This window comes from Rickettsia rickettsii (assembly GCF_001951015.1).
GTDB classification, from domain to species: Bacteria; Pseudomonadota; Alphaproteobacteria; order Rickettsiales; family Rickettsiaceae; genus Rickettsia; species Rickettsia rickettsii.
The window spans coordinates 79258-103239 of record NZ_CP018914.1 but is presented as its reverse complement, the minus strand read 5'-3'; the positions used below and the strand labels follow the sequence as shown (position 1 = coordinate 103239).

Below are 23982 nucleotides of genomic sequence, written 5' to 3'. Positions count from 1 at the left end.
TTTAGCATAAAAGAATTCTATCTTTTATGACAATGGTATAAATATATAAACAAAAATTTTATATAATAATACGGTAATCAATTTTAAGCAAGTAAAGGTTATAATTATATGTTAAGAATAGTGAAAAAATTAGGGATAATTTTGTTTGTATCCACCATAAGTATTAATAGTTTTGCTAAAAGCATGTATGATGATGTAGACTCTGCTTCTGACTATGATAGTACACCGTATTACGAAAACGAAGGCAGTTTAGTTTTCAAGATACGTCTAGGAGGTGTTGTTTCAAGTGCTAAGCAAAAAGGATTACCTACTCCTACCTCTCCTCAACCTGTTTCAGTAGGCGAATTGGCAAAAAACGGTTATGGAGGTGATGCGTCCACTACTATATTCTTTAATAATTATTTAGCTACTGAATTATCACTTGGCTTTAATGTTTTACGCACTAAATATACATCCCTTGCAGCCGTTGCTCATAATTATGGCGTTGATAATGTTAAACTAGGAAAAAACAAACCTATTTATATGATTCCTGCAACAGTTACCGGACAATTTCATATAGCTCCTTACGGTGGAATAAGACCATATATAGGTATAGGTTATCACGGTTCTTATATGCTTACTCAAGCTACCGGTCTTAAAATTAGAAACGGACACGGTGCCGTAGGACAAATAGGTGTAGATTTTTATGCTAAAGACGATACTTTAATCAATATTGACGTAAGACAATTTTTCTTAAATCCTAAACTTGAGTATAAACCGAATTTAGTAGGTAATAAAACCATGACCTCTAAAGTTAAACTTAATCCTTTAATAGTTTCTATAGGTATAGGATTTACTTTTTAGCCTTATTGCATGGTTCTTGAAGCGTATTTGTCATCCCGCGACTTGATCGCGGGATCCAGTTTTTTTATTTTTTTTGGATCCCGTGGTCAAGCCGCGGGATGACACTAAATAGCTAATAATATAAACATACATTCACCTATGTCCCTACAAATTATCCAGTTATTATACTTAGTTGCGGCTGTTTGCTTTATTCTATCACTCAAATTCTTATCCTCACAGAAACAAGCACGTTTAGGCAGTACCATAGGTATTTTGGGGATGGCGATAGCAGTCATCGTTACTTTTTTCCTACCGGATTTTACTCATAAATTACCCATTATAGCAACCATATTATTAGGTGCTGTAATCGGCGGGATTATAGCACTTAAAATCTCCATGACAGCAATGCCTCAATTAGTAGCGGGATTTCACTCTTTTGTTGGTCTTGCTGCGGTATTTGTAGCTTATGCTACAGTACTTGCTCCTGAAAATTTTTCTATAGGAATAGCAGGAAGTTTACCGATTAATGCATTAATAGAAATATCAGTAGGCGTCTCTATCGGTGCTTTAACTTTTAGCGGTTCGATTATAGCTTTTCTAAAACTACAAGGCTTAATGAAAAGTAGCCAGTTAAAATTCTACGGTCAGCAATATATATGCTTATTAACGGCAATAATATTGGTTATTCTAGTAATATCGTTTATTCGTTCAGAGAATATATTTTTATTTAATCTAATAGTCTTTTTATCACTGTTAATCGGAGTATTACTAATAATACCGGTAGGCGGTGCAGATATGCCTGTTATAGTCTCAATGCTAAATTCTTATTCAGGTTTTGCGGCAGCAGGTATAGGCTTTACGCTTAGCAATAGCCTACTTATTATTACTGGAGCATTAGTCGGTAGTAGCGGAGCTATACTTAGCTATATAATGTGCAAAGCGATGAATCGCTCATTAATTAAGGTTATTTTTGGGGCGTTTTTGCCTGCACCTACTGGAATTAACAAGGATATAGACGACGATAAAATAGCAAAAACAAGCTGCCCTGAAGATGCGGCACATTTACTACTTAATACATCATCGGTGATAATTGTTCCCGGTTACGGTATGGCAGTAGCCCAATCTCAGCATATCATAAAAGAGATGGTTGATATATTAGAACGTTCAGATATTAATGTACGTTTTGCCGTACATCCGGTAGCAGGTAGAATGCCGGGGCATATGAATGTTTTACTTGCAGAAGCTAATATAGATTATGAGAAAGTACTTGAGCTTGAAGAAATTAATAGAGATTTCGCTACCACTGACGTAGTGCTTGTGATTGGTGCAAATGACGTAACTAATCCTGCTGCTAAAAATGATCCGAACAGTCCAATTTACGGTATGCCGGTACTCGATGTCGAAAAAGCACGTACGATTTTGTTTATTAAACGTTCTATGGCATCCGGATATGCAGGTATAAAAAATGCGCTATTTTATCACGATAATACTTTTATGTTATTCGGCGATGCTAAGAAAGTAGTTGAGGAGATAGTTAAGTTTCTAAATGAAGATTGACTTAAATAACTCTATTTGTTATAATTTCTTAAATTAAGCCAAAAAACCATTATCATGAATTCACAAAAAACATTACCGCTTCTGCCAAAAGCCACGGCTATATGGTTAATTGAAAATACTTCTTTAACTTTTAAACAAATTGCCGATTTTTGTGGTATTCATGAATTTGAAATAAAAGGTATGGCTGACGGTGAAGTAGCACACTCTATAAAAGGTTTAAATCCAATTGCAAACGGTCAGTTAACTTTAGAGGAAATTGAGCGTTGCAGTAAAGATCCTAATGCTAATTTACAAATTTCATATAACCCTGCTGATGAATTGATGAAAAATCAGAAAAAAAAACGTGCTAAATACACTCCTATAGCAAGACGTCAAGATAAACCGGATGCTATATATTGGTTATTGTCTAATTATCCGAACATCCAAGACCATCAAATAATTAAATTAATAGGTACTACTAAAATTACTATAGATGCTATTAGAACCCGTAGCCATTGGAATATGAATTCTATTCGTCCTCGTGATCCCGTATTACTGGGGATCTGTAGTCAAATAGACCTGAATAAAATAGTAGAAAGCCTAAAGCCTCCACAAAATCCTACAAAAGAATCATAAAATTATACTATCTGCTATCCTGCGAAAAGCTTGCTTACGTGAATTATTTTTGATTGTTACCCCACCTTGATCAGTGTTATTGCGTGGCTTGTTTATGTCATTTCTGTATAGTCAGAACATTGCTGGATGGACTGGTAAAATCCACTGTGTCACCCCATGGGTCAAGCCACGGGATCCAAAAAAATCTAAAATACTATTAATAGTATTTTAAGCTAGATTCCGTGGTCAAGCCACAGAATGACAACGGATGCGTTTTTCAATCCACACTGACAATACTTTTCTCACAAACGGATGTTTTTATGGAGTAGAAAAGTGATTATTGCCTAATAAATCGTTTATCGCTAGGTAAAGTATAATTTTTATCGGTAGAACGATAGGGACAAATATCAATTCCTCCACGCCTAGCATATACTATATAAATAGAAAGAAAATCAGGACTTATAGCGTTTTGAATATCTGTAAAAATACGCTCAGCACACTGCTCTGCAAACTCATTACAATTTCTAAAAGATATTAAATATTTCAGAAAAGAATCATATTTTAACTTTTTTCCTTTATATTTTATAACGATTGTACCCCAATCCGGTTGACTGGTTACTAGGCAATTTGATTTGAGTAAATTAGAATTAATCTCTTCTTCTACCAAAACATCTTCATACTCAATTAAACTATTATCGGGTGCACCGTAATTATTGCATACTATATCTAAATCATCGATATTTTTACCACTTGGAACACCAAATTCTACTTTTGTATTTATAGGAAATATACGTCCTGTTACTTTAGCGTGTGTAACATTACTTAGATCCTGCAAGATAATTCTTTCTAGTTCTTTTACTGATTCAACAACAAAGTTATTAAAAGAATTTAGATATAATTTAAATGATTTTGATTCTACTATATTTTCAGAATCCGTCGGTATATAAAAAGTTCCTACTCCAACCCATGGCTTACCGTTCTTATTAAGGCAAGATAGTTCATATGTATTCCAAACATCTACACCATAAAACGGAAGATTATTACTATTTATTCCAAGTTCGTTTCGATTATTTATACGTGGAATTTTAAATAATAAAGTCACATCATAACTATCTTTATAAGTACTTTTTTTACCAAGTAAAGAAGTAGATAAAGGCATTAATTATGCTCCTTGTGCTAAAATTTCTTTTTGTTGTAACTCATCATATTCTTTTAGCATATAACCACGTCCCCATACTGTGTCGATATAATCTCTACCGCCGGCAGCATCACTTAACTTTTTACGAAGTTTACAAATAAATACGTCAATAATTTTCATTTCCGGTTCATCAACACTACTATATAAGTGATTTAAGAACATTTCTTTAGTTAAGATAGTTCCTCTTCGGAGTATTAATAGCTCTAAAATAGCATATTCTTTGTTCGTCAAATGTACTTTTTTGCCTTCAACTTCTACACTTCTAGTATCTAGGTTTATACTAACCTTATCAAACCTAAATACTGATGCTGCATGACCTTTAGAACGTCTAACTATAGCTTTAATTCTAGCAATTAATTCCTCTCTTACAAACGGCTTGGTTAGATAATCATCGGCTCCGGAAGAGAAATCAGTAATCTTTTGATACGTATCCGTTAAGCTAGATAAAATTAAGATTGGGGTTTTTATTTTTGCAGCACGCAATCTTAGTAATATCTCAAAACCATTAATATCCGGTAACATAAGGTCTAAGATTACTAGATCATAACCACCAACTTTACCAAGTCTTAAACCTTCTACACCAACTGAAGCTTTATCGCAAACTATCCCTTCTGAAGCTAAAGTTAGTTCAATTAAGTTAGCCATTTCCGGCTCGCCTTCAATTAACAAAACTCGCATTATTTTTCTCCATAAAATTCAATTTTTATATTGTGCTATAATTTAATTACAGGTAATTATTGTTAACTAAATTATAATTTTTTATCTAGTGCTTTATACATTCATTAATAATATAAGTAAAGAATATTTAATCTTGATAAAATTTTTACTATTAAGCTCTATCTGTGGTTTAAAAACCATGGCGTTTAAAATGAAATGTATTAAATAATTAAATGATTTTCTTAGTTTTGATGCTCTGACATTTTCTTATGATATAAGGCACCAAAATCTATAGGATCAATCATTAAAGGCTGGAATCCTGCATCTTGAGTACAGCTAGCTATAATTTTTCTGGCAAATGGAAATATCATTGCCGGACAATGAACGGATAATAAAACCGGATGTTGTTCAGAATCAATATTAATTAAATTAAATACTCCAGCATATTTTAATTCTACCTGAAATAATTTATATTTCTCATTTCTTGCAATTGCCTCGATATTTAACTCTACTTCATAGAAACTTTCTTCCGATAAATTAGTAATATTTATATCTAGAGATAAATCAATTTGAGGGCGTTGATCCAAAGCCGCAAGAGAAGACGGGGCAGAAGGGTTCTCAAGAGATAAATCTTTTATATATTGTGCATTAACGGAAATATGCGGCATTGTCTCATTAGTATCAGTGTTTATTGTACTCATAAAAATCCTTGTTAAAAATTTAATATAATTTTCTACATAAAAAAGTTATGTTAGCGGTAAAGTTACGCCTACTTGTTTCATATATTTTCCTTGGCGATCGGCATATGAAGTATCACAAATTTGATCACTCTTTAAAAATAAAAACTGACAAGCTCCTTCATTTGCATATATTTTAGCAGGTAATGGAGTAGTATTAGAAAACTCTAAAGTTACATGTCCTTCCCACTCCGGTTCTAACGGAGTCACATTTACTATTATACCGCATCTTGCATAAGTGGACTTGCCGACACAAATAACTAATACATCACGCGGTATTTTAAAATATTCTATAGTTCTGCCAAGGGCAAAGCTATTAGGTGGGATAATACACACATCTACTTCTCTATCAACTAAATTATATTCACTGAAATTTTTTGGATCAACCGTAGTAGAATTTATATTGGTGAATATTTTAAATTCATTAGATACTCTAGCATCATAGCCGTAAGAAGATAAGCCGTAAGAAATAATCTTTTCTTTATTATGCACTCTTACCTGCTTTTCCGCAAAGGGCCTTATCATACTGTGATTTATCACAGCTTCTTTTATCCACTTATCTGACATTATAGCCATAATCACAACTTGATTTAATTAATAAACTAATGATTATAACTCATAATTATTTACAATACAAAATTTTTCTTTAAAACTATAAGTCTGAGATTACTTGAATAATGATAGTGATAATAATACAACATTATATATTTAAAATTAAATTATTACAAATTAAAATAGTTTTTTATTGTCAATTCTGAAAAGAATTATTATATTAATATAGTTAATTTATATTTATTAATACTAAAAATTTACTTTGTATTAGTAAATTTTATTTAAATTTATTAGGAGCTATTATTAAAGTGAAAAAATTATTATTAGCTGCAAGTATTATTTGCCTTGCATCGGCTGGTCTTGCCGAAGAAAATCCAACACCTGTTATTTCTAATTCTGATACTGAAATAAAATTAGAAGGATTCTATTTATTTGAAAACGGTTATATTAAACAGGATCACTTAATTTTATTTGATAAAAATGTAACTGATAACAGGAAAAAGCTAGGGTTTTACACGGAAGCAGCGTTTGCGGCCACTATTGCTAAAACTATCAATGATGTAATAGCAGGTGCTAAAATAGTGCTTCAGCCTACTACAAAAGTAAAAACCTCTACAAGTTATAATGGGTCACATATATTTATTGAAACTAGTTACGGTAAAGTAGAACTAGGCTCTCCTGCTGATGCAAGCGCTAAGTTGCGTATTACCGGTAATCAAGTAACTGCAGGTACCGGAGGATGGTCTAGATATGCTCTACTTGACGGTCAATATATGCGATATAATGGTTTAAAATCGGATTTTGATACTAATGCTAGCTTTTATCTTGAGTCATACTCTAATTCTTTTGATCAAATCAATGATAAAGCTGAGAGAGCTAGAAGATTGAATTTTTTCACGCCTAAAATGAAAGGCTTCCAAGCCGGAGTTTCTTATACTCCCGATACTGCTAATACAGGCGGTAATAGAGATATAAATAATTTAACGCTTGAAAGCTCAGGCAGAAACGGAGTTAGTGTTTCTAAAACCGGAATAAAGACGGTTAAATTAGAGAATAACGAAACCATGACTATTAATCAGAATATTAGGGATGCTTTTTCTGCCGGCTTAACTTATGAACATGAAATTAGCGAAGATGCAGACTTAAAACTATCTGTCACCGGAGAATACGGTAAACCTGCTCGTCGTCTTATTCATGCTAAAATGGACGGAACTACAATTCAAGTGCTTAATACCTATAAACTTTCTAATTTAAAAGCATATAATCTTGGAGCTGTATTTACTTATGGTAATTTCTCTTGTGGTGCTTCTTATGGTAATTTAGGTAAAAGCTTAACCGCGAAGGAATATTATAAAGTCGGTCGTGATACCTATTATTACAATGGAGCAATTGCTTATGGACAAGGACCTATAAAAACAAGTCTTGAATATCTTAAAACTTCAAGATATAAAAACACCGTTGATGCTGTAAGCCTCGCTACTGAATATAAGATCATGCCTGGTTTATTACCATATGCTGAAATTTCTCATTTCCAAGCTAAAGGTAAACCTGTATATTACCCTGAAGCACCTAGTAAAACAACACGAGGTACTGTTGGTCTTATAGGTACAAAACTTAAGTTTTAATTATTTACAAATTAATTGCCATCACTATTATAATCAAGGCTTAGAGTAAGCTTATGCCTTGATTATTATATTTTTTTTAATTGAACTATCAATAAACTTTGTTCCGTCGTTGTAATAATCTTGTTTTCTCTTCTGTTAAATCTTTAAACCATTCTATTAGCTTACAGTACTCTAATTCTTGTCAAATTATGCTTAGCTTTTGTACTTCAAGTACCGGCCCAAAACTTGAAAAATTTATTTTATACTGCCTTTTGATTAAATAAAATTATATATTTTACTTTTTTATTTTTAGATATTGATTTTCTCTGATTACCATATATTGTGATGCAACCACAATATATGGTAATCATGTGATATATGATTTTTATTATTTTAAAACAGGAGTAACACTATGAATCATGCTCAATTTACAAGCTCAGGATATTCCTTTGTAAATGGATTAAAAGCAGTTACAAGATATGCAACCGCTTCTAAATTATTATTTAAAGATACATATAATTTTGTTTCTAGTTCCAACTTAAAAAATATTTACAATATTACATGCTTTAAATATTCAGAAAGTCTATACAAAAGACAGGGATTTTGAGGCAGCATTGAAGTTTTTTAATATGCAACAGGATAATTCTCTAAAGATATGTAACTCAGAACATCGAAAACCAGCATCAGAGGACAATGAAAATCTTTTCCCTCCTATATTAATAGGATGAAAATCTATTATTTTTTGGGAAGCCCATAGGAGGTAATTTACCGGTACTACCTCTTTTGCCTAAAAATGCAACAATGTTTTTCTCAAGTTTTACTTTTCCATTGTTATTCCAACCTAAGCCGTCTTCTTTATTGAATATTTTAATATCTAGAAGCTTAGCATTCTTAAATTTTTGCAGCGTTACACCTTGCCCTTTTTTCATTTCAGGTATTTCATCTATATTAAATACCAATAATTTACGACTTTCACCGATACAAGCAATACTATCACCGTTTACAGGTAAACAAGCTATACATACATGACCATCCGGTACATTCATAATTTGCTTTCCTGTTTTTGTTTGAGCCATTACTTCATTTGAATTAACTAAAAACCCTTTACCTACACTACTTGCAAGTAATAAAAGCTGATCAGGTTTATAGACTAAAATATTCGTAATATCGTTATTACCTATATCCACAAGTAGCTTTATAGATTCCCCTGTTCCTTTACCTTTGGAAATATTATCGGCAAGCAAAGTAAAAAATCTGCCTTCTGAACTAACTATTAATATTTTATCAGTCGTGTAAGCTTCTAAAATAAATTTTTCTGCATCACCTTCTTTATATTTGATAGTCGATAAATCGGTGTTATGACCTTTTAACGAACGCACCCACCCCATTTTTGAGCAGATAATAGTAATCGGCTCTTTAGTAATGAAAGCCGTTATATCAACTACTTGATTAGTAAACGTTACTTCCTCAAAGCTTGTACGCCTTGCTCCTATTACCGTATTTAATCCAAATTTCGTTTGTACTGTTTTGATTTCTTTTTTAACTATTTTCCATAGTTCTTTAGGATTATTTAGAATTTCTTCTAATATAGCTTGTTGTTTCTGCAAATTACTATGCTCATTAATAATTTCCTGCTCTTCAAGCTTGCGAAGCGAGCGAAGACGGGTATTTAATATCGCTTCTACTTGTATTTCGGTTAGTTTAAACCGCTCCATTATTATCGCTTTTGGCTCATCTTCTTCACGAATAATTGTAATTATCTCATCAAGATTTAGATAAGCTATCCTAAGCCCTTTTAGAATTTCTAAACGATGCTTGATTTTGTTTAAAAGATAAGTTGATCTGCGAGTAACAATATTTTGTCTATGATATAGAAACTCTTGTAAAATCTCTAAAATATTCATTACTCTCGGCACGTTATTACTGCCGATCACATTCATATTTAACTGAATGCGGCTTTCTAAATTCGTTAGCTTGAATAGAGATTCCATAACTATTTGCGGATCACATCCCCGATCTCTCGGCTCTATAACCAACCTTATAATGTCTGTTGATTCATCTCTAATATTGCTAACAAGGGGAATTTTTTTATCCTTTAGTAATATTGCTATTTGTTCTATAAGTTTTGATTTCTGAACCTGATAAGGTATCTCGGTTACAACTATCTGATATGTACCGTAACTTAGCTCCTCTTTTTCCCATCTGCTTCTCACTCTAAGACTACCACGTCCAGTAGTATATGCAGCATTAATAACTTCAGCTTTATCAATAATTATGCCGCCGGTCGGAAAATCAGGACCTTTGACAAAGTTCATTATATCGTTAATTTCAGCTTTCGGATAGTTAATTAAATGTATTAGAGCATCACAAAGCTCATGTAAATTATGCGGCGGTATATTGGTTGCCATACCGACTGCTATCCCTTCAGAACCATTAGCTAGTAAATTCGGAAAACTTGCCGGCATTATTACCGGTTCTAAATCGGAACCATCATAAGTAGGGCGAAAATCTACCGTATCTTTATCGATGTCCTCCATTAATAACGTACATATGTCCGTCATACGTGATTCGGTATAACGCATAGCTGCTGCATTATCACCGTCGATAGAGCCGAAATTACCCTGCCCATCAATTAAAGGATAACGCAACGAAAAATGCTGAGCAAGGCGTACCAAGGTATCATACACTGCCACATCACCGTGCGGGTGGTATTTACCTATTACGTCACCGACTACCCTCGCACATTTCTTATAGCCGGAATTCGGCTCAAGCCTTAACTGTAGCATTGCGTATAATAACCTACGATGTACAGGCTTGAGTCCGTCACGTACGTCAGGAAGTGAACGTGACATAATTGTTGATAACGCATAAGCAAGATAACGCTCTGATAATGCATTACCAAAGTCAATATTTTCTATTTTAGCTTCTTTCATAAGTTATTTAGTTTTTATTTATAGTCGTTGTTGCGTGGTTCTCTATGTCATTCCTGCGAAAACAGGAATCCAGAAAAAAAGTATAAACACAGCAAATTCTTAAAATTAAAAGCTCGCTTTATGATAGATTTCTGCTTTCGCAGGAATGACATAAGAGTATACAAATATCACTTCAACACACAACTCTGCTTATTATAAGCTAATTTCTTACAAACCGCTTTAGCTTGACTAAAACTACCATAATCACCGGCTAAGATTAAATAGAAAAATTTGCCATCGTCATATTTAACTTTTTTGGTTGTGATAACAACATTTTTAAGAATTTTTGGGAATTGCTTTTTTATTCTTTCCCCTTCTTTCATTGCTTCTGCTTCAGATTTTACCGAACCTAGTTGTACTTTATAACTTTCATTATTTTTACAATTTTTAGCATTACTAACCTTATCTTTACTTCCTTTTTCAAGCTTTATTATATTTAAATCCGTTTCATTTTTGGAGTTATTATTTGGCTCTATTAATGCAATAAGGTTAGATATTTCATCAAAAGATTCATCGCTTTGACTTTGGTTGCGAGAATCTATACTCATAGGTTTCTCAGGGTCAGGAAGCAATTTTACGGTTTTAATATTTGTATCTTTAGCAATAAGATTTTCATATATTGTACTATGTACTGCGGCTATTTGGTTATTTGCTATTATAGACGGTTTTATTTTTGTAGGCAGCTCATCAGGATAAATAGTAATTACCGGCTTGCTATTCTGATAATATTGATAACCAAAATAAATAGCGGACATACATACTAAAAATACTAGCAATATTTTAATAAAAATATTATTGATCATATTTAGTAATTTGATAATAGAAAAACGTCATTGCTAGGAAAAATTGTAAGTTTTGACGAAGCACTCTCAGGAGTATTATTTCATGAGATTGCCACGCAGCCTACGGCTGCTCACAATGACGACTCGGTATCCACATGAGCAATACCTCCTTGCAATGACGATGAAAACCTAACTACATTTTGTTCATTGGTTCTACACCTATCACTTCGAGACCGCTAGCTATAACTTTCTGTATGGCACTTGCAAGAGCAAGGCGTGCTAGAGTTAATTCTTTATTGCTCTCAATTACAAATCTATACTCGCTATTTTCTTTACCGAAATTCCACATAGAATGAAATTTTGAGGCTAAATTTATTAAATAAAATGCGATGCGATGCGGTTCAAAATATTTTGCAGATGCTTCTAATGTTTTTGTCCAGCTAACCAAAAGTTTTATAATCTCAATTTCTTCTTCAGAGGATAATAAAGATAAATCATACTTACCTGATTCAAAGTTATTATAAGATTCAGGCATTAATTCTCTAGCTTTTGATAAAATAGATATCGTTCTCACATGTGCATATTGTACATAAAAGATAGGATTTTCTCTTGATTGTTCTTTCACTTTTACCAAATCAAAATCAAGTGGCTTATCATTTTGTCTAGTCAACATCATAAATCTTATGATATCTTTCCCCACCTCATTATTTACGTCTTGCACACTAGCAAAGCTCCCAAGACGTTTTGACATTTTAACCGGCACACCGTTTTCAACGAAATTAACCAATTGACAGATTTTAACGTCCACTTTAACCTGCTCCTTACCTAAAGCTTTAACTATTGCCTCAATTCTTTTAACATATCCACTATGATCGGCACCCAGTACATAAATTAAGTGATTCGCTCCCCGCTCTATTTTATCCTTAGCATATGCAAGATCAGAAGCAAAATAAGACCAACTTCCATCAGCTTTTTCTATAGGACGATCTTGACTATCACCGTACTTAGTAGATTTAAATAATTTTTGAACTCTATTATCCCACTCTTCGTGAATTTTACCTTTAGGGGCAGGTAACGTACCTTCATAAATTAGCCCCATACTCTCCAGTAGTTTAACTGTTTCCTCTATCTCACCTTTATCATGCAATGATTGCTCAGAGAAAAATATATCATGTTTAATCCCTAAATCTGCTAAATCTTTTCTATTTAAATCAAGCATTTTTTCTACGGCAAAACTTTTAATTATTTTGAACCTTTCATCATAGTTCATCGTTAATAATTTATTGCCGTATTCTTTCGCTAAAATTTGCCCAAGCGGAATTAAATACTCTCCCGGATATAACCCGGCAGGGATAGTAATTTGCTCACCTAAAGCTTCTTTATAACGTAATAATACAGTACTAACTAAATCATTTATTTGTGAGCCTGCATCATTAACATAATATTCTTTTGTAACGGAATAACTTACCTTTTGCAAAATCCTTGCTAGCACATCACCATATACCGCACCCCTAGCATGCCCTATATGCATTGGACCGGTGGGATTTGCCGAAACATACTCGATGTTAATATTTCTGCTTTTATCTATATCAATTTCAAAAAACTTTTCTTCATGCTGTAAAATATCCTTTATTGATGCCTGCCAACTATCAGCTTTTATAGTAAAATTAATAAATCCCGGTCCTGCTATTTCTATACTTGCAATATAAGGTAATGTTATAAGGACTTCTTTAAATTTTAAAGCCACTTCCCGAGGAGCAATACTTTCTTTAGCTGCAATAATCATTGCAACATTACTTGATAAATCACCGTTAAAACTATCTTTCGGTATGTCAATAGTAGCAGTATTTGCTATTGCTTGATTATTATATAATTGCTTGCTTGCCACAATTATATCTTGTTTCAATTGATTAAATATGTTCATAATTATTAAATGTTATTAAAATTCAGCGAATAGAATTCTTACAAACGCTTGCTAATAAGGAGGAATTTGTAGGAGACACAGAACGCAGCACCGCAGCGACGCACAAATTACCCTTAGAAGCAAGTTATGTAGGAAGTCGAGCAGAGCTGATTATATTCCTGAATGGCGAAACGGTCAGTCATCCCTGCTATATAATCAGCAATAACTCTAGCTTTACTATATGTTTCATTAGAGTCTATTAGCATTTTCCAATTAACCGGCAATAAATTAATATCATCCATATAAACCTTAAACAGCCCTTGTACGATTTTAGTACATTTAAGGCTGATGGCCGTAATTTTATTACTTTTATAAACTCGCTCATGAAGAAACTTCTTAGTTTCCTTAATATTTTTATTAGTTTTTTCCGTAAAATCCACTATCTGATAATTTAAGTTACGTATCTCATCTATGTTAGTAATTTTTTCTTTATTTAAATTTTCTTTTGTTTGCCATAATAAATCGGTAATTAACTCATGTATTAGCTTACGTACTACCTCATAAATCAGACATGAGGAACTAATATTTTTAAATTTTGACTTGAGTTCAACAACATGTTGATCAATATATTTAAGTTCAGCAAGACTATTAAAATCGATAATTTTAGCACCGATACTATCTTCCAAATCATGCGAAATATAGCTAATATCATCGGCAAGAGCTGCTATTTGAGCCTCTGCTGATGCATAGGTACTAAGTTCTAAATCATTTTGCTTATTATACTCTGCTATATATTCATTTATCTCGCCTAGTATAGGACCGTTATGTTTTACTATTCCTTCTAAAACTTCCCATGTTAAATTTACTCCATTATAAGCCGCATATCTTTTTTCAAGTAATGTTAGTATTTTTAAAGATTGAGCATTATGAGAAAAGCCGTTATACTCTCTCATACATTCATTTAAAGCCCGCTCTCCCGCATGACCGAAAGGCGTATGCCCAAGATCATGAGCAAGTGCTATTGTCTCAGCTAAATCATTTGATAAATTTAAAGTACTAGCGACCGAACGTGCAACAGTCGAAACCTCTAGAGAATGAGTTAGCCTATTTCTGTAATGATCTCCCTCGTGATTAATAAAAACTTGAGTTTTATATTGCAAACGCCTAAATGCATTAGTATGTATAATGCGATCACGATCACGTTCAAACTCGTTTCTATAAGAGGTCGGGATTTCCTTATATAATCTTCCCCTACTTTTAAGAGGATCAGAAGCGTATGAAGCAAGCATCGTTATCCTTTATTTTGAAAGACGTTGTTGTGGTTCTAACTTTTCGTCATTGCGAGGAAATTGCATAGCAATCTCAGGAGTTTGTTATTATTTCATGAGATTACCACGCAGCCTACGGCTGTTCGCAATGCCGATTGGGTATCCACACAACAAAGCCAACTTGAAAAATATCAAGATATACTATATAATTTATGAGACTTTTACAAGGTAATTTTAAGTGACGATAACAATTACGGATAGAGCTTTTGAACGGGTTTGCGAGTTAGTAAAGCTAGAAAAAGATAAGAATTTAGTACTGCGAGTTTCGGTTGATAGCGGCGGTTGCTCAGGACTTATGTATAATTATGAACTAGTCTCAAAAGATAATATAGAGCAAGATGATTATGTCATTACTAAACATAATGCTACAATTATTATTGATCCTATCTCTCAAAAATTTATGCTAGATTGCACTCTTGATTTTATAGAAGAACTAGGCAGTTCATATTTCAACGTTAGTAATCCGCAAGCTAAAGCAAAATGCGGCTGCGGTAATTCTTTCTCGGTGTAAATGCAAGTATTGCGAGTGGGCATTGTTATTAGAATGCCGATGTCATTCCTGCAACAGCAGCAATGACATCGCAACGTCAAACTTTTAATGTTAATCATTAAGTTGCATAGTTGCTCCAACCTACCTCAACTTCGTCATTATTATCATAAGGAGGACGCTCTACTTCATTACTATTAACGTTATTATCTTTATCTTCTTCGTTATCTGAAGCATTACTACCTAATGTTAATATAAACACTTGGACTTGTTGAGAGCTATTAAACTTTATTTTAATGTTTCAGCTTGAGATTTTCTTAAATTTAGTCCTTGTCCTTTACATTGCTCCGTAGAGAGAATTTTAAGGCCTTGAGATTGGCTTATTAAATCATCGCATACCAAAACTCCTTAGTCCTAAGTATTTCCTTATTCTTGTTGTTGAGTTTTGAAATCCATTATTTCTGCATCAGAGCAAACCTCGGTAATAAGTTTTACTAAGTCAGGATGATCATTTAACGATCTGCCCAAAGGATCATTATAAGTAAATATTATCTTATTTGTATCATTATCTCATATTTACCCAATGCCTATGTCCTGTATTAATTGGAATTTGTTTACTTCTTGTTGATTATTAGTCAATTGCTCATTTTGATTTTGACTTCTGGCCACTCCTTGGCTTGCAGCTCCGGCAGTGAAATAAAATCATTTATTATAGTCTGTGTATCACTTAAAAATTTTGTTCTGTCAGCCTCTTTAGTAACTATACTCAGATCTTCCATCTTACCTTTGTCAAGCATTGAGAGTATAAAAGCAGTATTTTCCTCCATCTCCGTACTATAAACTTTATGAACTTTTAACAATAATTTTTGTTCTTCCTGAGGGCTAGCTATACTTGCAGCCTTTAAATATTCAAAAGCAGCTAGCGGTATTAAATTTAATTTAAGTAAAAATTCTTCTAAAGATATATAAAGATCTTTTTTTAAAGATAGATAATGCTCTACTTCTTTTTTATTCTTAGGGATGTTAAAAATTTCTCTAAGAATAAACTATATCGAGTCTATACTTAAACTTACCTTGAAATGAGTACTAATATATTCTCTTATTGCTCTAAACCAATCTAATTCCGATTTACTATTTTCATAGATCATACCTCAATAATAATGAGCATTGGCTTTTATTTCATTTATAGATATAATAATATGCTCAGCTTGCGATCCCGTAAGTTTATCAAGCCATTCTAATGCTTCTTTATAATATTTTTTTTGTTCTTTATTAGATTCTACATTATCGGTTACTTGATAAGGTTTTAATTTTATATTATTATTTACTCCGTCAAAAATCATTTATATTTATATTTTTCTGTTTAGGACTACCAAGCAGTGTACTGCCAACTGCTTTTATTTGATTCCATATAATAATTATACCTATAAATTATTTGCATTTATATAAATAAAAACATTTATGATCTATAAGCTGAATAAATCAATATTAATACTATTTAAAAAAATTCTAAATAGTAAATTTACAACAAAGATTTAAAGGCGAATTTGTGAAATTCTAACGATAAGAAAGTTCTATTTTTTATATTGTAAAAAATTATTACTTCTATTTTAAAATTGAATTAATAGGGGATATTTATATATATTTTGAAAGGTAAAATTTGAAGTTATTTTTCTTTTGTAATTTTATCATATTTTTTTAGTTTGATAAGAATAGACTCTAGATTATCCAACTTCATCATACATGGACCATCGCTTGGAGCGTTATCGGGGTCTTGATGTACTTCCATATACATACCGGCGATACCTACAGAAGTTGCTGCCTTTGCAAGTAACTCTACATATTTTCTTTCTCCGCCGGTACTGCCTCCTAGCCCACCCGGTTGCTGAACGGAATGTGTGGCATCAAAAACTACAGGTACATTTAACTCTGCCATTATTGCAAGACTACGCATATCAGATACCAAGTTATTATAGCCAAAACATGCTCCTCGCTCTGTAAATAATATATCCTTTACTCCAAAAGTTTCTAGTTTTGTTTGTACATTTTTCATATCCCACGGAGCTAGAAACTGTCCTTTTTTTACTTTTACTATTTTACCTGTTTTTGCTGCAGCTTGAAGCAAGTCGGTTTGTCTACATAAAAATGCCGGAATTTGTAAAATATCTGCTACTTCAGCTGTTGCAGTACATTGACTCTCTGAATGAACATCAGTAACAATAGGGCAATCGAATTCAGATTTTACTTTTGATAAAATTTCTAAACCTTTCTCAATACCAACTCCTCTAATCCCATGTACGGAAGTTCTATTAGCTTTATCAAAAGAAGATTTATAAATAAATGGAATCTCAAGCTTGCTAGTTAATTTAACAAGTTTTTCTGCCATAAACAACGCATGATCTTTTCCTTCAATCTGACAAGGCCCTGTAATTAGAACAAACGGTAAATCATTTCCTATTTTGATATTGTTAAGTTTTACTACTTTTTGCATAATTCTTAGATTTAATCAATTGAGCGAGGCACGGATTAGTGTTTCTCTGTTATATCAGGCACTGATTCATTTTCTATTAAGTCATTATTAATTATTAGTGTATAATATTTTTCTTTTATTGTCGTTAAATCATAACTACCATGATAATAACCTTCTAGGTTAATAATTTTTTTTAAATAAAAATTTACCTGCTCTGTTTCTAACGGTTCATCTATATTTTTTACAATAGATGACTTAATATTAATTAAATACGCTTTTATTTTTTTTAATTCTTTAATAATTATAAAAATATCATGCGGTTTTGTTACCAATATTCCTACAAACAAAATTAATAATATTTGCGTTAAAGACATATTTATATTAATTTCTTATGTTTATATTTTGGATTTAAAATACTTTCCCCGTTAGTACTTAGCATATATTCATGATAATCTTGATAATTTCCTTCAAACCATGTAGCATTATTTTCTTTATCATATGATATAATATGAGTGGTTATTCTATCTAAAAACCATCTATCATGACTAATCACTAATACACAACCTGCAAAATCTAAAATAGCATCTTCAAGTGCTCTTAACGTATCAATATCTAAATCATTAGACGGCTCATCTAATAATATAACATTTGCTCCTTCTTTTAGTAATTTTGCCAAATGTACTCTGTTACGTTCTCCACCTGAAAGTTGTCCAACTTTTTTTTGTTGATCACCGCCTCTAAAATTAAAAGCTGCACAATAAGCTCTACTTTTAATTATTCTATTACCAAGTTGTAATTCATCTAGACCTTCTGAAATTTCTTCCCATATAGTCTTATTATCATCTAAATGATCCCGTGATTGATCGACATAACCTAATTTTACCGTTTGACCAATTTTAATAGAACCACTATCTGGCATTATTTTACCTGTAATAATATTAAATAAAGTAGACTTACCTGCTCCATTCGGTCCAATAATTCCTACAATAGCTCCACGTGGAACTTTAAAACTAAAATCTGATAATAATATTTTATTATTAAATTTTTTAGCTATATGTTCTGCTTCAATAACAAGATCACCTAAACGAGGTCCGTTAGGTATAATTATTTGAGTAGGATCAGTTTTTTGTTCTTGTTGTTTATTTAATAACTCTTGATATGCTGTAATACGTGCTTTATTTTTTGATTGTCTAGCTTTTGGAGTTTGACGAATCCATTCAAGTTCACGATTCAATTGTTTTTTTCTATCATCGTCTTCTTTACTTTCTAAAGCTAATTTTTTTTGCTTCTGCTCAAGCCAAGAACTATAATTTAATTCCCACGGTATACAATTTCCACGATCTATTTCTAATATCCATTCTGTAACATTATCTAAAAAATAACGATCATGGGTAATTACTATTACAGTACCTTCATAATGCTTTAAATAATCCTCAAGCCAAGAAACTGATTCTGCATCCAAATGATTTGTAGGTTCATCAAGTAACAACATATCAGGTTTCTCTAAAAGCAATTTACATAAAGCCACTCTTCTTTTTTCTCCACCGGAAATTTTTGTAATATCTGCTTCTTTTGGTGGGCAACGTAAAGCAAGCATTGCGATCTCTATTTCACGTTCTAGATTCCATCCATCACAATTGTCTATTTTTTCTTGCAATTCTGCTTGTTTATCAAAAAGCTTTTGCATTTCTTCATCAGCGATTTCAGCAGCAAATTTGTTACTTATATAATTAAATTCATCAATAAGTTTTTTCTTTTCATGAAGACCTTCTATGATATTATCAAAAACATTTTTACTAGCATCAAGATACGGTTCTTGAGGTAAATATCCTACTTTTATACCAATTTTAGCTGTTGCTTTACCTTCAAACTCTTTATCAATACCTGCCATTATTTTTAATAAAGTCGATTTGCCTGCTCCATTTGGACCTATTATACCGATTTTAGCTTTTGGTAAAAATGATAAATTTGTTTCTTTTAAAATTCGTTTACCATTTATAATTTTGCTTAAACCAACCATTTCATAAACATATTGATATGACATAAATTACTTATTTCCTTATATTATTATTACTACTGTATTGTATGAATTTATTGCTCTATGATCATATAATTCAAAATTAGACATTGTAATTTCTATCATTGTTTTTCTCGTTTAGATATTTATTTTAAGAAATAACTGTATATATACTTTAATTTTAGCAGCTTGAGGATTGTGTATACTTTTATACTTATAATTTTTCGTTCAAGCTTATTGATAATTTTTCCATATGCATTTTAATTTAATTTTAACAATATCAAGTCTAATTCTTCCAAATCTTTATAATGAAATATTAATTTTCCGCCTAATGGATAATTTTCTATTGTTATTTTTATACCAAATTTTTCTGATAAAACTTTTACTAATAATTCTAGATCATTATTCGTAGTGTTGTCCTTTAAAAAACGCTTTCCTATTTTGTTATTATTGTTCGGGGATTTTGTATACTCATTTTTATACCATTGTCTTACTAGTTCTTCTGTTTGACGTACATTTAAATCATTATTTATAATATAATCGGCTATTACTTCTGCATGTTCATGATTTATTAAACACCGAGCTTGACCCATACTCAGTATATTTTCATTTACTTTATCTTGAATAGACTGCGGCAAATTATTAAGCCTTAATAAATTAGCTATATGACTACGACTTTTACCAAGCCTTTCAGCTAATTTTTCTACCGTATAATTAAAATTTTCTATTAAATATTTAAAGCCACGCGCTTCTTCCATCACTGTTAAATCAGTTCTTTGTATATTCTCAATTAATGCTATTTCCATACTTTCTCTAGCATCTAAATTTTTGATAATTACCGGTATCTCTAAAACTTTTGCTAATTTACATGCACGCCAGCGTCGCTCTCCTGCTATAATTTGGAAATTATTATCAACAATAATAGGCTGTAATAAACCATTATTCAATATAGAATCTGCTAATTCTTTTATTTTATCATATTCAAAGTTTTTTCTAGGCTGATTCTCGTTTGGTCTTATTTTATCAATATTTATTATTTGTACTATTTCTGATTCTATAGAAATAACTTCTTCTCCAAGTAATGAAGATAATCCTCTTCCTAGTCCTTTATTTTTCGCCATATCTTTCTAAGATTTCTTTTGTAAGTTCTATATATGCAACTGCTCCCGAACATTTATAATCATATATAATAGCCGGTTTTCCATATGAAGGAGCTTCAGATAGTTTAATATTTCTTGGAATAACGGTTTTAAATACTAATTCTCCTAAGCATTTTCTAACATCATCTTCTACTTGTTCAGTTAAACGATTACGCTTATCATACATTGTAAATAATATACCTGCAATCTTTATCTTAGGATTTAATTTTTTCTCTACAATTTCAATTGTTTTTAACAAATGACTTAATCCTTCTAAAGAATAAAAATCACATTGCATTGGAATCAGTACTTCATCGCTTGCAACTAAAGCGTTTACCGTTAATAAATTTAATGAAGGAGGGCAATCAATAATTATATAATCATATAATATTTTTATTTCTGCCAATAGCTTCATTAAAATATATTCTCGGTCCTTTAATTTTGTTAAGTCTAATTCAGCCGCAGATAGATTAGTGTTTGAAGTAATTATTTCTAAATTTGGTATATCTGTAGAAATTATTGCATCTTGCAATTCTATTAAATTTGTTAATACTTGGTATATAGTATTTTTGCGTTGTTGCTGACTAATTCCAAAACCGGTACTACTATTCCCTTGAGGATCAAGATCTATAACTAAAATTTTTTTATTTACAGCAGCAAAAGCTGTAGCTAAATTTACAGTAGTTGTAGTTTTAGCTACCCCTCCTTTTTGATTAACAATAGCAATTACTTTCATATCATTTTTGTTAAATTACTAACTTCTAGAATTTTCCCTTCTTCACAAGTAATACTTTGATGTATTAAATAACCAAATAACCATCTCTCTTTAGCTTCTACTATTTCAGTTAAATAATTTTTTCCTTTTAATAACAAAAATTTTTCTCGTACTGAAATATTTTTTATGCAATTAAATATTGTATTTAAGTTAGAGAAAGCTCTACAAGTTAATATACTACAATCTATTTCTACTTTTTCTATTCTTTGATTGATTATTTGTACGTTATTATTTGATATCTTTGATGCTTTTTCTAAAAATATACATTTACGTAAATCAGCTTCTATTAAACTTACTTGCGCTACCCCCGCTATAGATAATACTATACCAGGCAAACCGGCACCGCTTCCTATATCAACTAAATGTATTTCTTTATTATCAATATATTGTATTAATTGTAATGAGTCTAATATATGACGTTGCCAAAAATTATGTATAGTATTATCCGATACAAGATTGATTGATTTATTCCATTTTTTAACTAACTTTTGAAAAATTTCTAACTTTTCAATTATTTCACGTGGAACTTCCATCACTATATTTAGTTTTTAAATAAATTATAATAGCCGTAATTGCTGCAGGTGTAATCCCTGGAATTCGACGTGCTACACCAATAGTAGTAGGTTTATGGGCAGAAAGTTTTTCCTGTATCTCTAATGATATACTTGGTATTTTAAAATAGTCAATATTTTTAGGTATGAACTGCGCCTCTTCACTTTGAAATAAATTAATATCTGCTTGTTGTCTAGTTAAATATGAAGCATATTTTGCTTCAATATAGAGTAATTGCAAAATGTTATTATTTTGTGTTTCTTTAAGCATAGGAAAAATTTTAATAGCTTGTTCAACATTAAAATTAGGTATTTTAAATAAGTCTAATACTGTTTTATATGTACCATCCTGTGCAACCTGTATACCCATTTTAGCAAGTTTACTAGTAGTTAAAGACAAGGTATTTAATAATGATTTTATTTTTTCTATATCTTCACATTTTTTTGTGAATATTTTTTTACGTTTTTCTGATACGACTCCAATGTTCATCCCTAATTCCGTTAAACGTAAATCAGAGTTATCTGCTCTTAAAGATAATCTATATTCTGAGCGAGAAGTAAACATACGATAAGGTTCTATAGTACCAAATGTTGTTAAATCGTCAATCATTACTCCAATATAACTGTTTGCTCTTGTTAACATAAACGGTGCTTGATCTTTTACTGCTAAAGCAGCATTTATACCGGCTATTATACCTTGCCCTGCGGCTTCCTCATATCCTGTAGTACCGTTAATTTGCCCGGCCAAATACAATCCAGCTATTTTTTTTGTCTCTAGCGTAACACTTATTTCACGTGGATCAACATAATCATATTCTATAGCATAACCTGGACGTAAAACCTTTACATTTTCTAATCCTGGTATTGTTTTGATTAATTTATGTTGCACATCTTCAGGCAAAGAAGTAGAAATACCGTTTGGATAAATCGTATAATCATCTAACCCTTCAGGTTCTAAAAATATACGATGTTCTGATTTTGTACTAAATCTGACTATTTTATCTTCAATAGAAGGACAATATCGCGGTCCTATTCCTTCTATTTGCCCTGAATACATTGCGGATTTATCAAGATTCTCACGTATAATATCATGAGTTTCTGAGGTTGTTTTTGTGATAAAACAATTTATCTGAGAAACATTAACAATATTTGTTAATTCAGAAAAAGGACGAGGAATTTTATCGCCGGGTTGTAAAATTGTTTTACTATAATCAATAGTACGTCCATCAATGCGAGGCGGTGTACCTGTTTTTAAACGAGCCAGTTTAAAACCTATTTGTTTTAATGTATTTGATAATCCATACGAAGGCTCTTCATCTACTCTACCTGCAGGAATTTTTTTTTGTCCAATATGAATAAGACCTGATAGGAAAGTACCTGTAGTTAATATAATTTTTTGACAAAGAATTTTGCTACCGTTATTTAAAATAACCGCTTCAATTTTAGAAGATTTAATTTCTATATCTTCCACTTTTCCATATAATATATCTAGATTAGGATAATTTGTTAATATTTGATACATTGCTTTTTTATAAAGCTTTCGATCAGCTTGAGCTCTAGGTCCCCAAACTGCTGGTCCTCTAGTCTCATTCAGCATTTTATAATGTATACCGGCTTGGTCTATAACATAACCCATTAACCCATCAAGTGCATCGATTTCTTTAACTAATGTGCCTTTTGCAATACCACCGATTGCTGGATTGCAAGACATTTCGCCTAAATTTTCCGGTTTTAACGTAATTAAGAGAGTAGGAACTCCAAGACGTGCAGAAGCAGCGGCTGCTTCTACGCCTGCATGTCCACCGCCTATAACTATTACGTCATATTTTAGCATTAA

General features: G+C 31.7%; 24 protein-coding genes. 5 read left to right on the top strand and 19 right to left on the bottom strand.

Translation table 11 applies throughout. The features are described 5' to 3' along the window. The first annotated feature begins 108 nt into the window (after positions 1–108). From BTU51_RS00630 to BTU51_RS00615, 3 genes are all read left to right on the top strand, one after another. A complete protein-coding gene (locus tag BTU51_RS00630) occupies positions 109–843 on the top strand; it encodes an OmpW family outer membrane protein (RefSeq protein ID WP_012150330.1) in 735 nt (244 codons plus the stop codon). A 138-nt stretch (positions 844–981) separates the two neighbouring features. Beyond that, complete coding sequence (locus tag BTU51_RS00620; protein WP_012150329.1) at positions 982–2379, top strand: NAD(P)(+) transhydrogenase (Re/Si-specific) subunit beta; 1398 nt, start codon at positions 982–984, stop codon at positions 2377–2379. A 54-nt stretch (positions 2380–2433) separates the two neighbouring features. Then, on the top strand, positions 2434–2994 hold the full coding sequence (locus BTU51_RS00615) for a cell cycle transcriptional regulator TrcR (protein WP_012150328.1): 561 nt from the start codon (positions 2434–2436) through the stop codon (positions 2992–2994). Positions 2995–3310: 316 nt separating this feature from the next. Here BTU51_RS00615 and queF read toward each other — a convergent pair whose 3' ends face one another. From queF to dcd, 4 genes are all read right to left on the bottom strand, one after another. Beyond that, entirely contained in the window at positions 3311–4132 is an 822-nt protein-coding gene (gene queF, locus BTU51_RS00610) for an NADPH-dependent 7-cyano-7-deazaguanine reductase QueF (protein ID WP_012150327.1), read from the bottom strand. A 3-nt stretch (positions 4133–4135) separates the two neighbouring features. Then, a complete protein-coding gene (ctrA, locus tag BTU51_RS00605; RefSeq protein ID WP_012150326.1) occupies positions 4136–4849 on the bottom strand; it encodes a response regulator transcription factor CtrA in 714 nt (237 codons plus the stop codon). A 221-nt stretch (positions 4850–5070) separates the two neighbouring features. Further along, complete coding sequence (gene secB, locus BTU51_RS00600; protein WP_012150325.1) at positions 5071–5529, bottom strand: protein-export chaperone SecB; 459 nt, start codon at positions 5527–5529, stop codon at positions 5071–5073. A 45-nt stretch (positions 5530–5574) separates the two neighbouring features. After that, on the bottom strand, positions 5575–6141 hold the full coding sequence (dcd, locus tag BTU51_RS00595; protein WP_004996797.1) for a dCTP deaminase: 567 nt from the start codon (positions 6139–6141) through the stop codon (positions 5575–5577). 284 nt (positions 6142–6425) lie between these two features. On the opposite strand from dcd, the gene BTU51_RS00590 reads away from it, so the two are divergent. Continuing rightward, positions 6426–7742, top strand: coding sequence for a porin (locus tag BTU51_RS00590; protein ID WP_012150324.1), 1317 nt, complete (start codon positions 6426–6428; stop codon positions 7740–7742). Between the two features lie 695 nt (positions 7743–8437). Here the strand turns inward: BTU51_RS00590 and parC are convergent. The 4 genes from parC to BTU51_RS00570 all read right to left on the bottom strand — a co-directional run bounded on the left by parC (position 8438) and on the right by BTU51_RS00570 (position 14667). Continuing rightward, positions 8438–10654, bottom strand: coding sequence for a DNA topoisomerase IV subunit A (gene parC, locus BTU51_RS00585; protein WP_012262202.1), 2217 nt, complete (start codon positions 10652–10654; stop codon positions 8438–8440). A 167-nt stretch (positions 10655–10821) separates the two neighbouring features. Next, the gene (locus BTU51_RS00580) at positions 10822–11496 is read right to left on the bottom strand and encodes an SPOR domain-containing protein (RefSeq protein WP_012150321.1); all 675 of its coding nucleotides are present in this window, start codon (positions 11494–11496) and stop codon (positions 10822–10824) included. Between the two features lie 172 nt (positions 11497–11668). After that, positions 11669–13399: an arginine--tRNA ligase gene (gene argS / locus BTU51_RS00575; RefSeq protein WP_012150320.1), complete on the bottom strand. Its 1731-nt coding sequence runs from the start codon at positions 13397–13399 to the stop codon at positions 11669–11671. A 113-nt stretch (positions 13400–13512) separates the two neighbouring features. Then, entirely contained in the window at positions 13513–14667 is a 1155-nt protein-coding gene (locus BTU51_RS00570) for a deoxyguanosinetriphosphate triphosphohydrolase (protein WP_012150319.1), read from the bottom strand. Between the two features lie 217 nt (positions 14668–14884). Here BTU51_RS00570 and BTU51_RS00560 point away from each other — a divergent pair, with 217 nt between their 5' ends. Continuing rightward, entirely contained in the window at positions 14885–15217 is a 333-nt protein-coding gene (locus BTU51_RS00560) for an iron-sulfur cluster assembly accessory protein (protein WP_012150318.1), read from the top strand. Between the two features lie 97 nt (positions 15218–15314). On the opposite strand, the gene BTU51_RS08475 is transcribed toward BTU51_RS00560, so the two are convergent. The 11 genes from BTU51_RS08475 to mnmG all read right to left on the bottom strand — a co-directional run bounded on the left by BTU51_RS08475 (position 15315) and on the right by mnmG (position 23979). Beyond that, entirely contained in the window at positions 15315–15455 is a 141-nt protein-coding gene (locus BTU51_RS08475; protein WP_012150317.1) for a hypothetical protein, read from the bottom strand. A gap of 164 nt (positions 15456–15619) precedes the next feature. Beyond that, positions 15620–15721 (bottom strand): hypothetical protein, encoded by a 102-nt coding sequence (locus tag BTU51_RS10115; protein ID WP_012262199.1) that lies wholly within the window; start codon positions 15719–15721, stop codon positions 15620–15622. Positions 15722–15828: 107 nt separating this feature from the next. After that, positions 15829–16053, bottom strand: coding sequence for a hypothetical protein (locus tag BTU51_RS08990; protein WP_012150316.1), 225 nt, complete (start codon positions 16051–16053; stop codon positions 15829–15831). Positions 16054–16344: 291 nt separating this feature from the next. Then, entirely contained in the window at positions 16345–16536 is a 192-nt protein-coding gene (locus BTU51_RS00550) for a hypothetical protein (RefSeq protein WP_012262198.1), read from the bottom strand. Positions 16537–16859: 323 nt separating this feature from the next. Beyond that, positions 16860–17684, bottom strand: coding sequence for a 3-deoxy-8-phosphooctulonate synthase (gene kdsA, locus BTU51_RS00545; RefSeq protein ID WP_012150315.1), 825 nt, complete (start codon positions 17682–17684; stop codon positions 16860–16862). A gap of 35 nt (positions 17685–17719) precedes the next feature. After that, positions 17720–18037 (bottom strand): DUF2672 domain-containing protein, encoded by a 318-nt coding sequence (locus tag BTU51_RS00540; RefSeq protein WP_004996813.1) that lies wholly within the window; start codon positions 18035–18037, stop codon positions 17720–17722. Between the two features lie 2 nt (positions 18038–18039). Then, on the bottom strand, positions 18040–19707 hold the full coding sequence (gene ettA, locus BTU51_RS00535; RefSeq protein WP_012150314.1) for an energy-dependent translational throttle protein EttA: 1668 nt from the start codon (positions 19705–19707) through the stop codon (positions 18040–18042). A gap of 233 nt (positions 19708–19940) precedes the next feature. Continuing rightward, on the bottom strand, positions 19941–20801 hold the full coding sequence (locus BTU51_RS00530) for a ParB/RepB/Spo0J family partition protein (RefSeq protein ID WP_012150313.1): 861 nt from the start codon (positions 20799–20801) through the stop codon (positions 19941–19943). Beyond that, positions 20788–21555 (bottom strand): ParA family protein, encoded by a 768-nt coding sequence (locus BTU51_RS00525; protein ID WP_010976770.1) that lies wholly within the window; start codon positions 21553–21555, stop codon positions 20788–20790. Before BTU51_RS00525 ends, BTU51_RS00530 begins: the two co-directional genes overlap by 14 nt. Next, on the bottom strand, positions 21552–22127 hold the full coding sequence (gene rsmG, locus BTU51_RS00520) for a 16S rRNA (guanine(527)-N(7))-methyltransferase RsmG (RefSeq protein WP_012150312.1): 576 nt from the start codon (positions 22125–22127) through the stop codon (positions 21552–21554). Before rsmG ends, BTU51_RS00525 begins: the two co-directional genes overlap by 4 nt. Beyond that, positions 22111–23979, bottom strand: coding sequence for a tRNA uridine-5-carboxymethylaminomethyl(34) synthesis enzyme MnmG (gene mnmG / locus BTU51_RS00515; RefSeq protein ID WP_012150311.1), 1869 nt, complete (start codon positions 23977–23979; stop codon positions 22111–22113). The genes rsmG and mnmG overlap by 17 nt, the downstream gene beginning before the upstream one ends. Between the last annotated feature and the right edge of the window lie 3 nt (positions 23980–23982).

What these genes read in the sequence shown, in the direction of transcription:
- queF (WP_012150327.1), bottom strand. Translation starts at nt 4,132, where the DNA reads ATGCCTTTATCTACTTCTTTACTTGGTAAAAAAAGTACTTATAAAGAT.
- kdsA (WP_012150315.1), bottom strand. Translation starts at nt 17,684, where the DNA reads ATGCAAAAAGTAGTAAAACTTAACAATATCAAAATAGGAAATGATTTA.
- argS (WP_012150320.1), bottom strand. Translation starts at nt 13,399, where the DNA reads ATGAACATATTTAATCAATTGAAACAAGATATAATTGTGGCAAGCAAG.
- BTU51_RS00530 (WP_012150313.1), bottom strand. Translation starts at nt 20,801, where the DNA reads ATGGCGAAAAATAAAGGACTAGGAAGAGGATTATCTTCATTACTTGGA.
- BTU51_RS00630 (WP_012150330.1), top strand. Translation starts at nt 109, where the DNA reads ATGTTAAGAATAGTGAAAAAATTAGGGATAATTTTGTTTGTATCCACC.
- secB (WP_012150325.1), bottom strand. Translation starts at nt 5,529, where the DNA reads ATGAGTACAATAAACACTGATACTAATGAGACAATGCCGCATATTTCC.
- BTU51_RS00540 (WP_004996813.1), bottom strand. Translation starts at nt 18,037, where the DNA reads ATGTCTTTAACGCAAATATTATTAATTTTGTTTGTAGGAATATTGGTA.
- BTU51_RS00580 (WP_012150321.1), bottom strand. Translation starts at nt 11,496, where the DNA reads ATGATCAATAATATTTTTATTAAAATATTGCTAGTATTTTTAGTATGT.
- BTU51_RS00525 (WP_010976770.1), bottom strand. Translation starts at nt 21,555, where the DNA reads ATGAAAGTAATTGCTATTGTTAATCAAAAAGGAGGGGTAGCTAAAACT.
- BTU51_RS00570 (WP_012150319.1), bottom strand. Translation starts at nt 14,667, where the DNA reads ATGCTTGCTTCATACGCTTCTGATCCTCTTAAAAGTAGGGGAAGATTA.
- BTU51_RS00615 (WP_012150328.1), top strand. Translation starts at nt 2,434, where the DNA reads ATGAATTCACAAAAAACATTACCGCTTCTGCCAAAAGCCACGGCTATA.
- ctrA (WP_012150326.1), bottom strand. Translation starts at nt 4,849, where the DNA reads ATGCGAGTTTTGTTAATTGAAGGCGAGCCGGAAATGGCTAACTTAATT.
- parC (WP_012262202.1), bottom strand. Translation starts at nt 10,654, where the DNA reads ATGAAAGAAGCTAAAATAGAAAATATTGACTTTGGTAATGCATTATCA.
- ettA (WP_012150314.1), bottom strand. Translation starts at nt 19,707, where the DNA reads ATGTCATATCAATATGTTTATGAAATGGTTGGTTTAAGCAAAATTATA.
- BTU51_RS00620 (WP_012150329.1), top strand. Translation starts at nt 982, where the DNA reads ATGTCCCTACAAATTATCCAGTTATTATACTTAGTTGCGGCTGTTTGC.
- BTU51_RS00550 (WP_012262198.1), bottom strand. Translation starts at nt 16,536, where the DNA reads ATGATTTTTGACGGAGTAAATAATAATATAAAATTAAAACCTTATCAA.
- mnmG (WP_012150311.1), bottom strand. Translation starts at nt 23,979, where the DNA reads ATGCTAAAATATGACGTAATAGTTATAGGCGGTGGACATGCAGGCGTA.
- dcd (WP_004996797.1), bottom strand. Translation starts at nt 6,141, where the DNA reads ATGGCTATAATGTCAGATAAGTGGATAAAAGAAGCTGTGATAAATCAC.
- rsmG (WP_012150312.1), bottom strand. Translation starts at nt 22,127, where the DNA reads ATGGAAGTTCCACGTGAAATAATTGAAAAGTTAGAAATTTTTCAAAAG.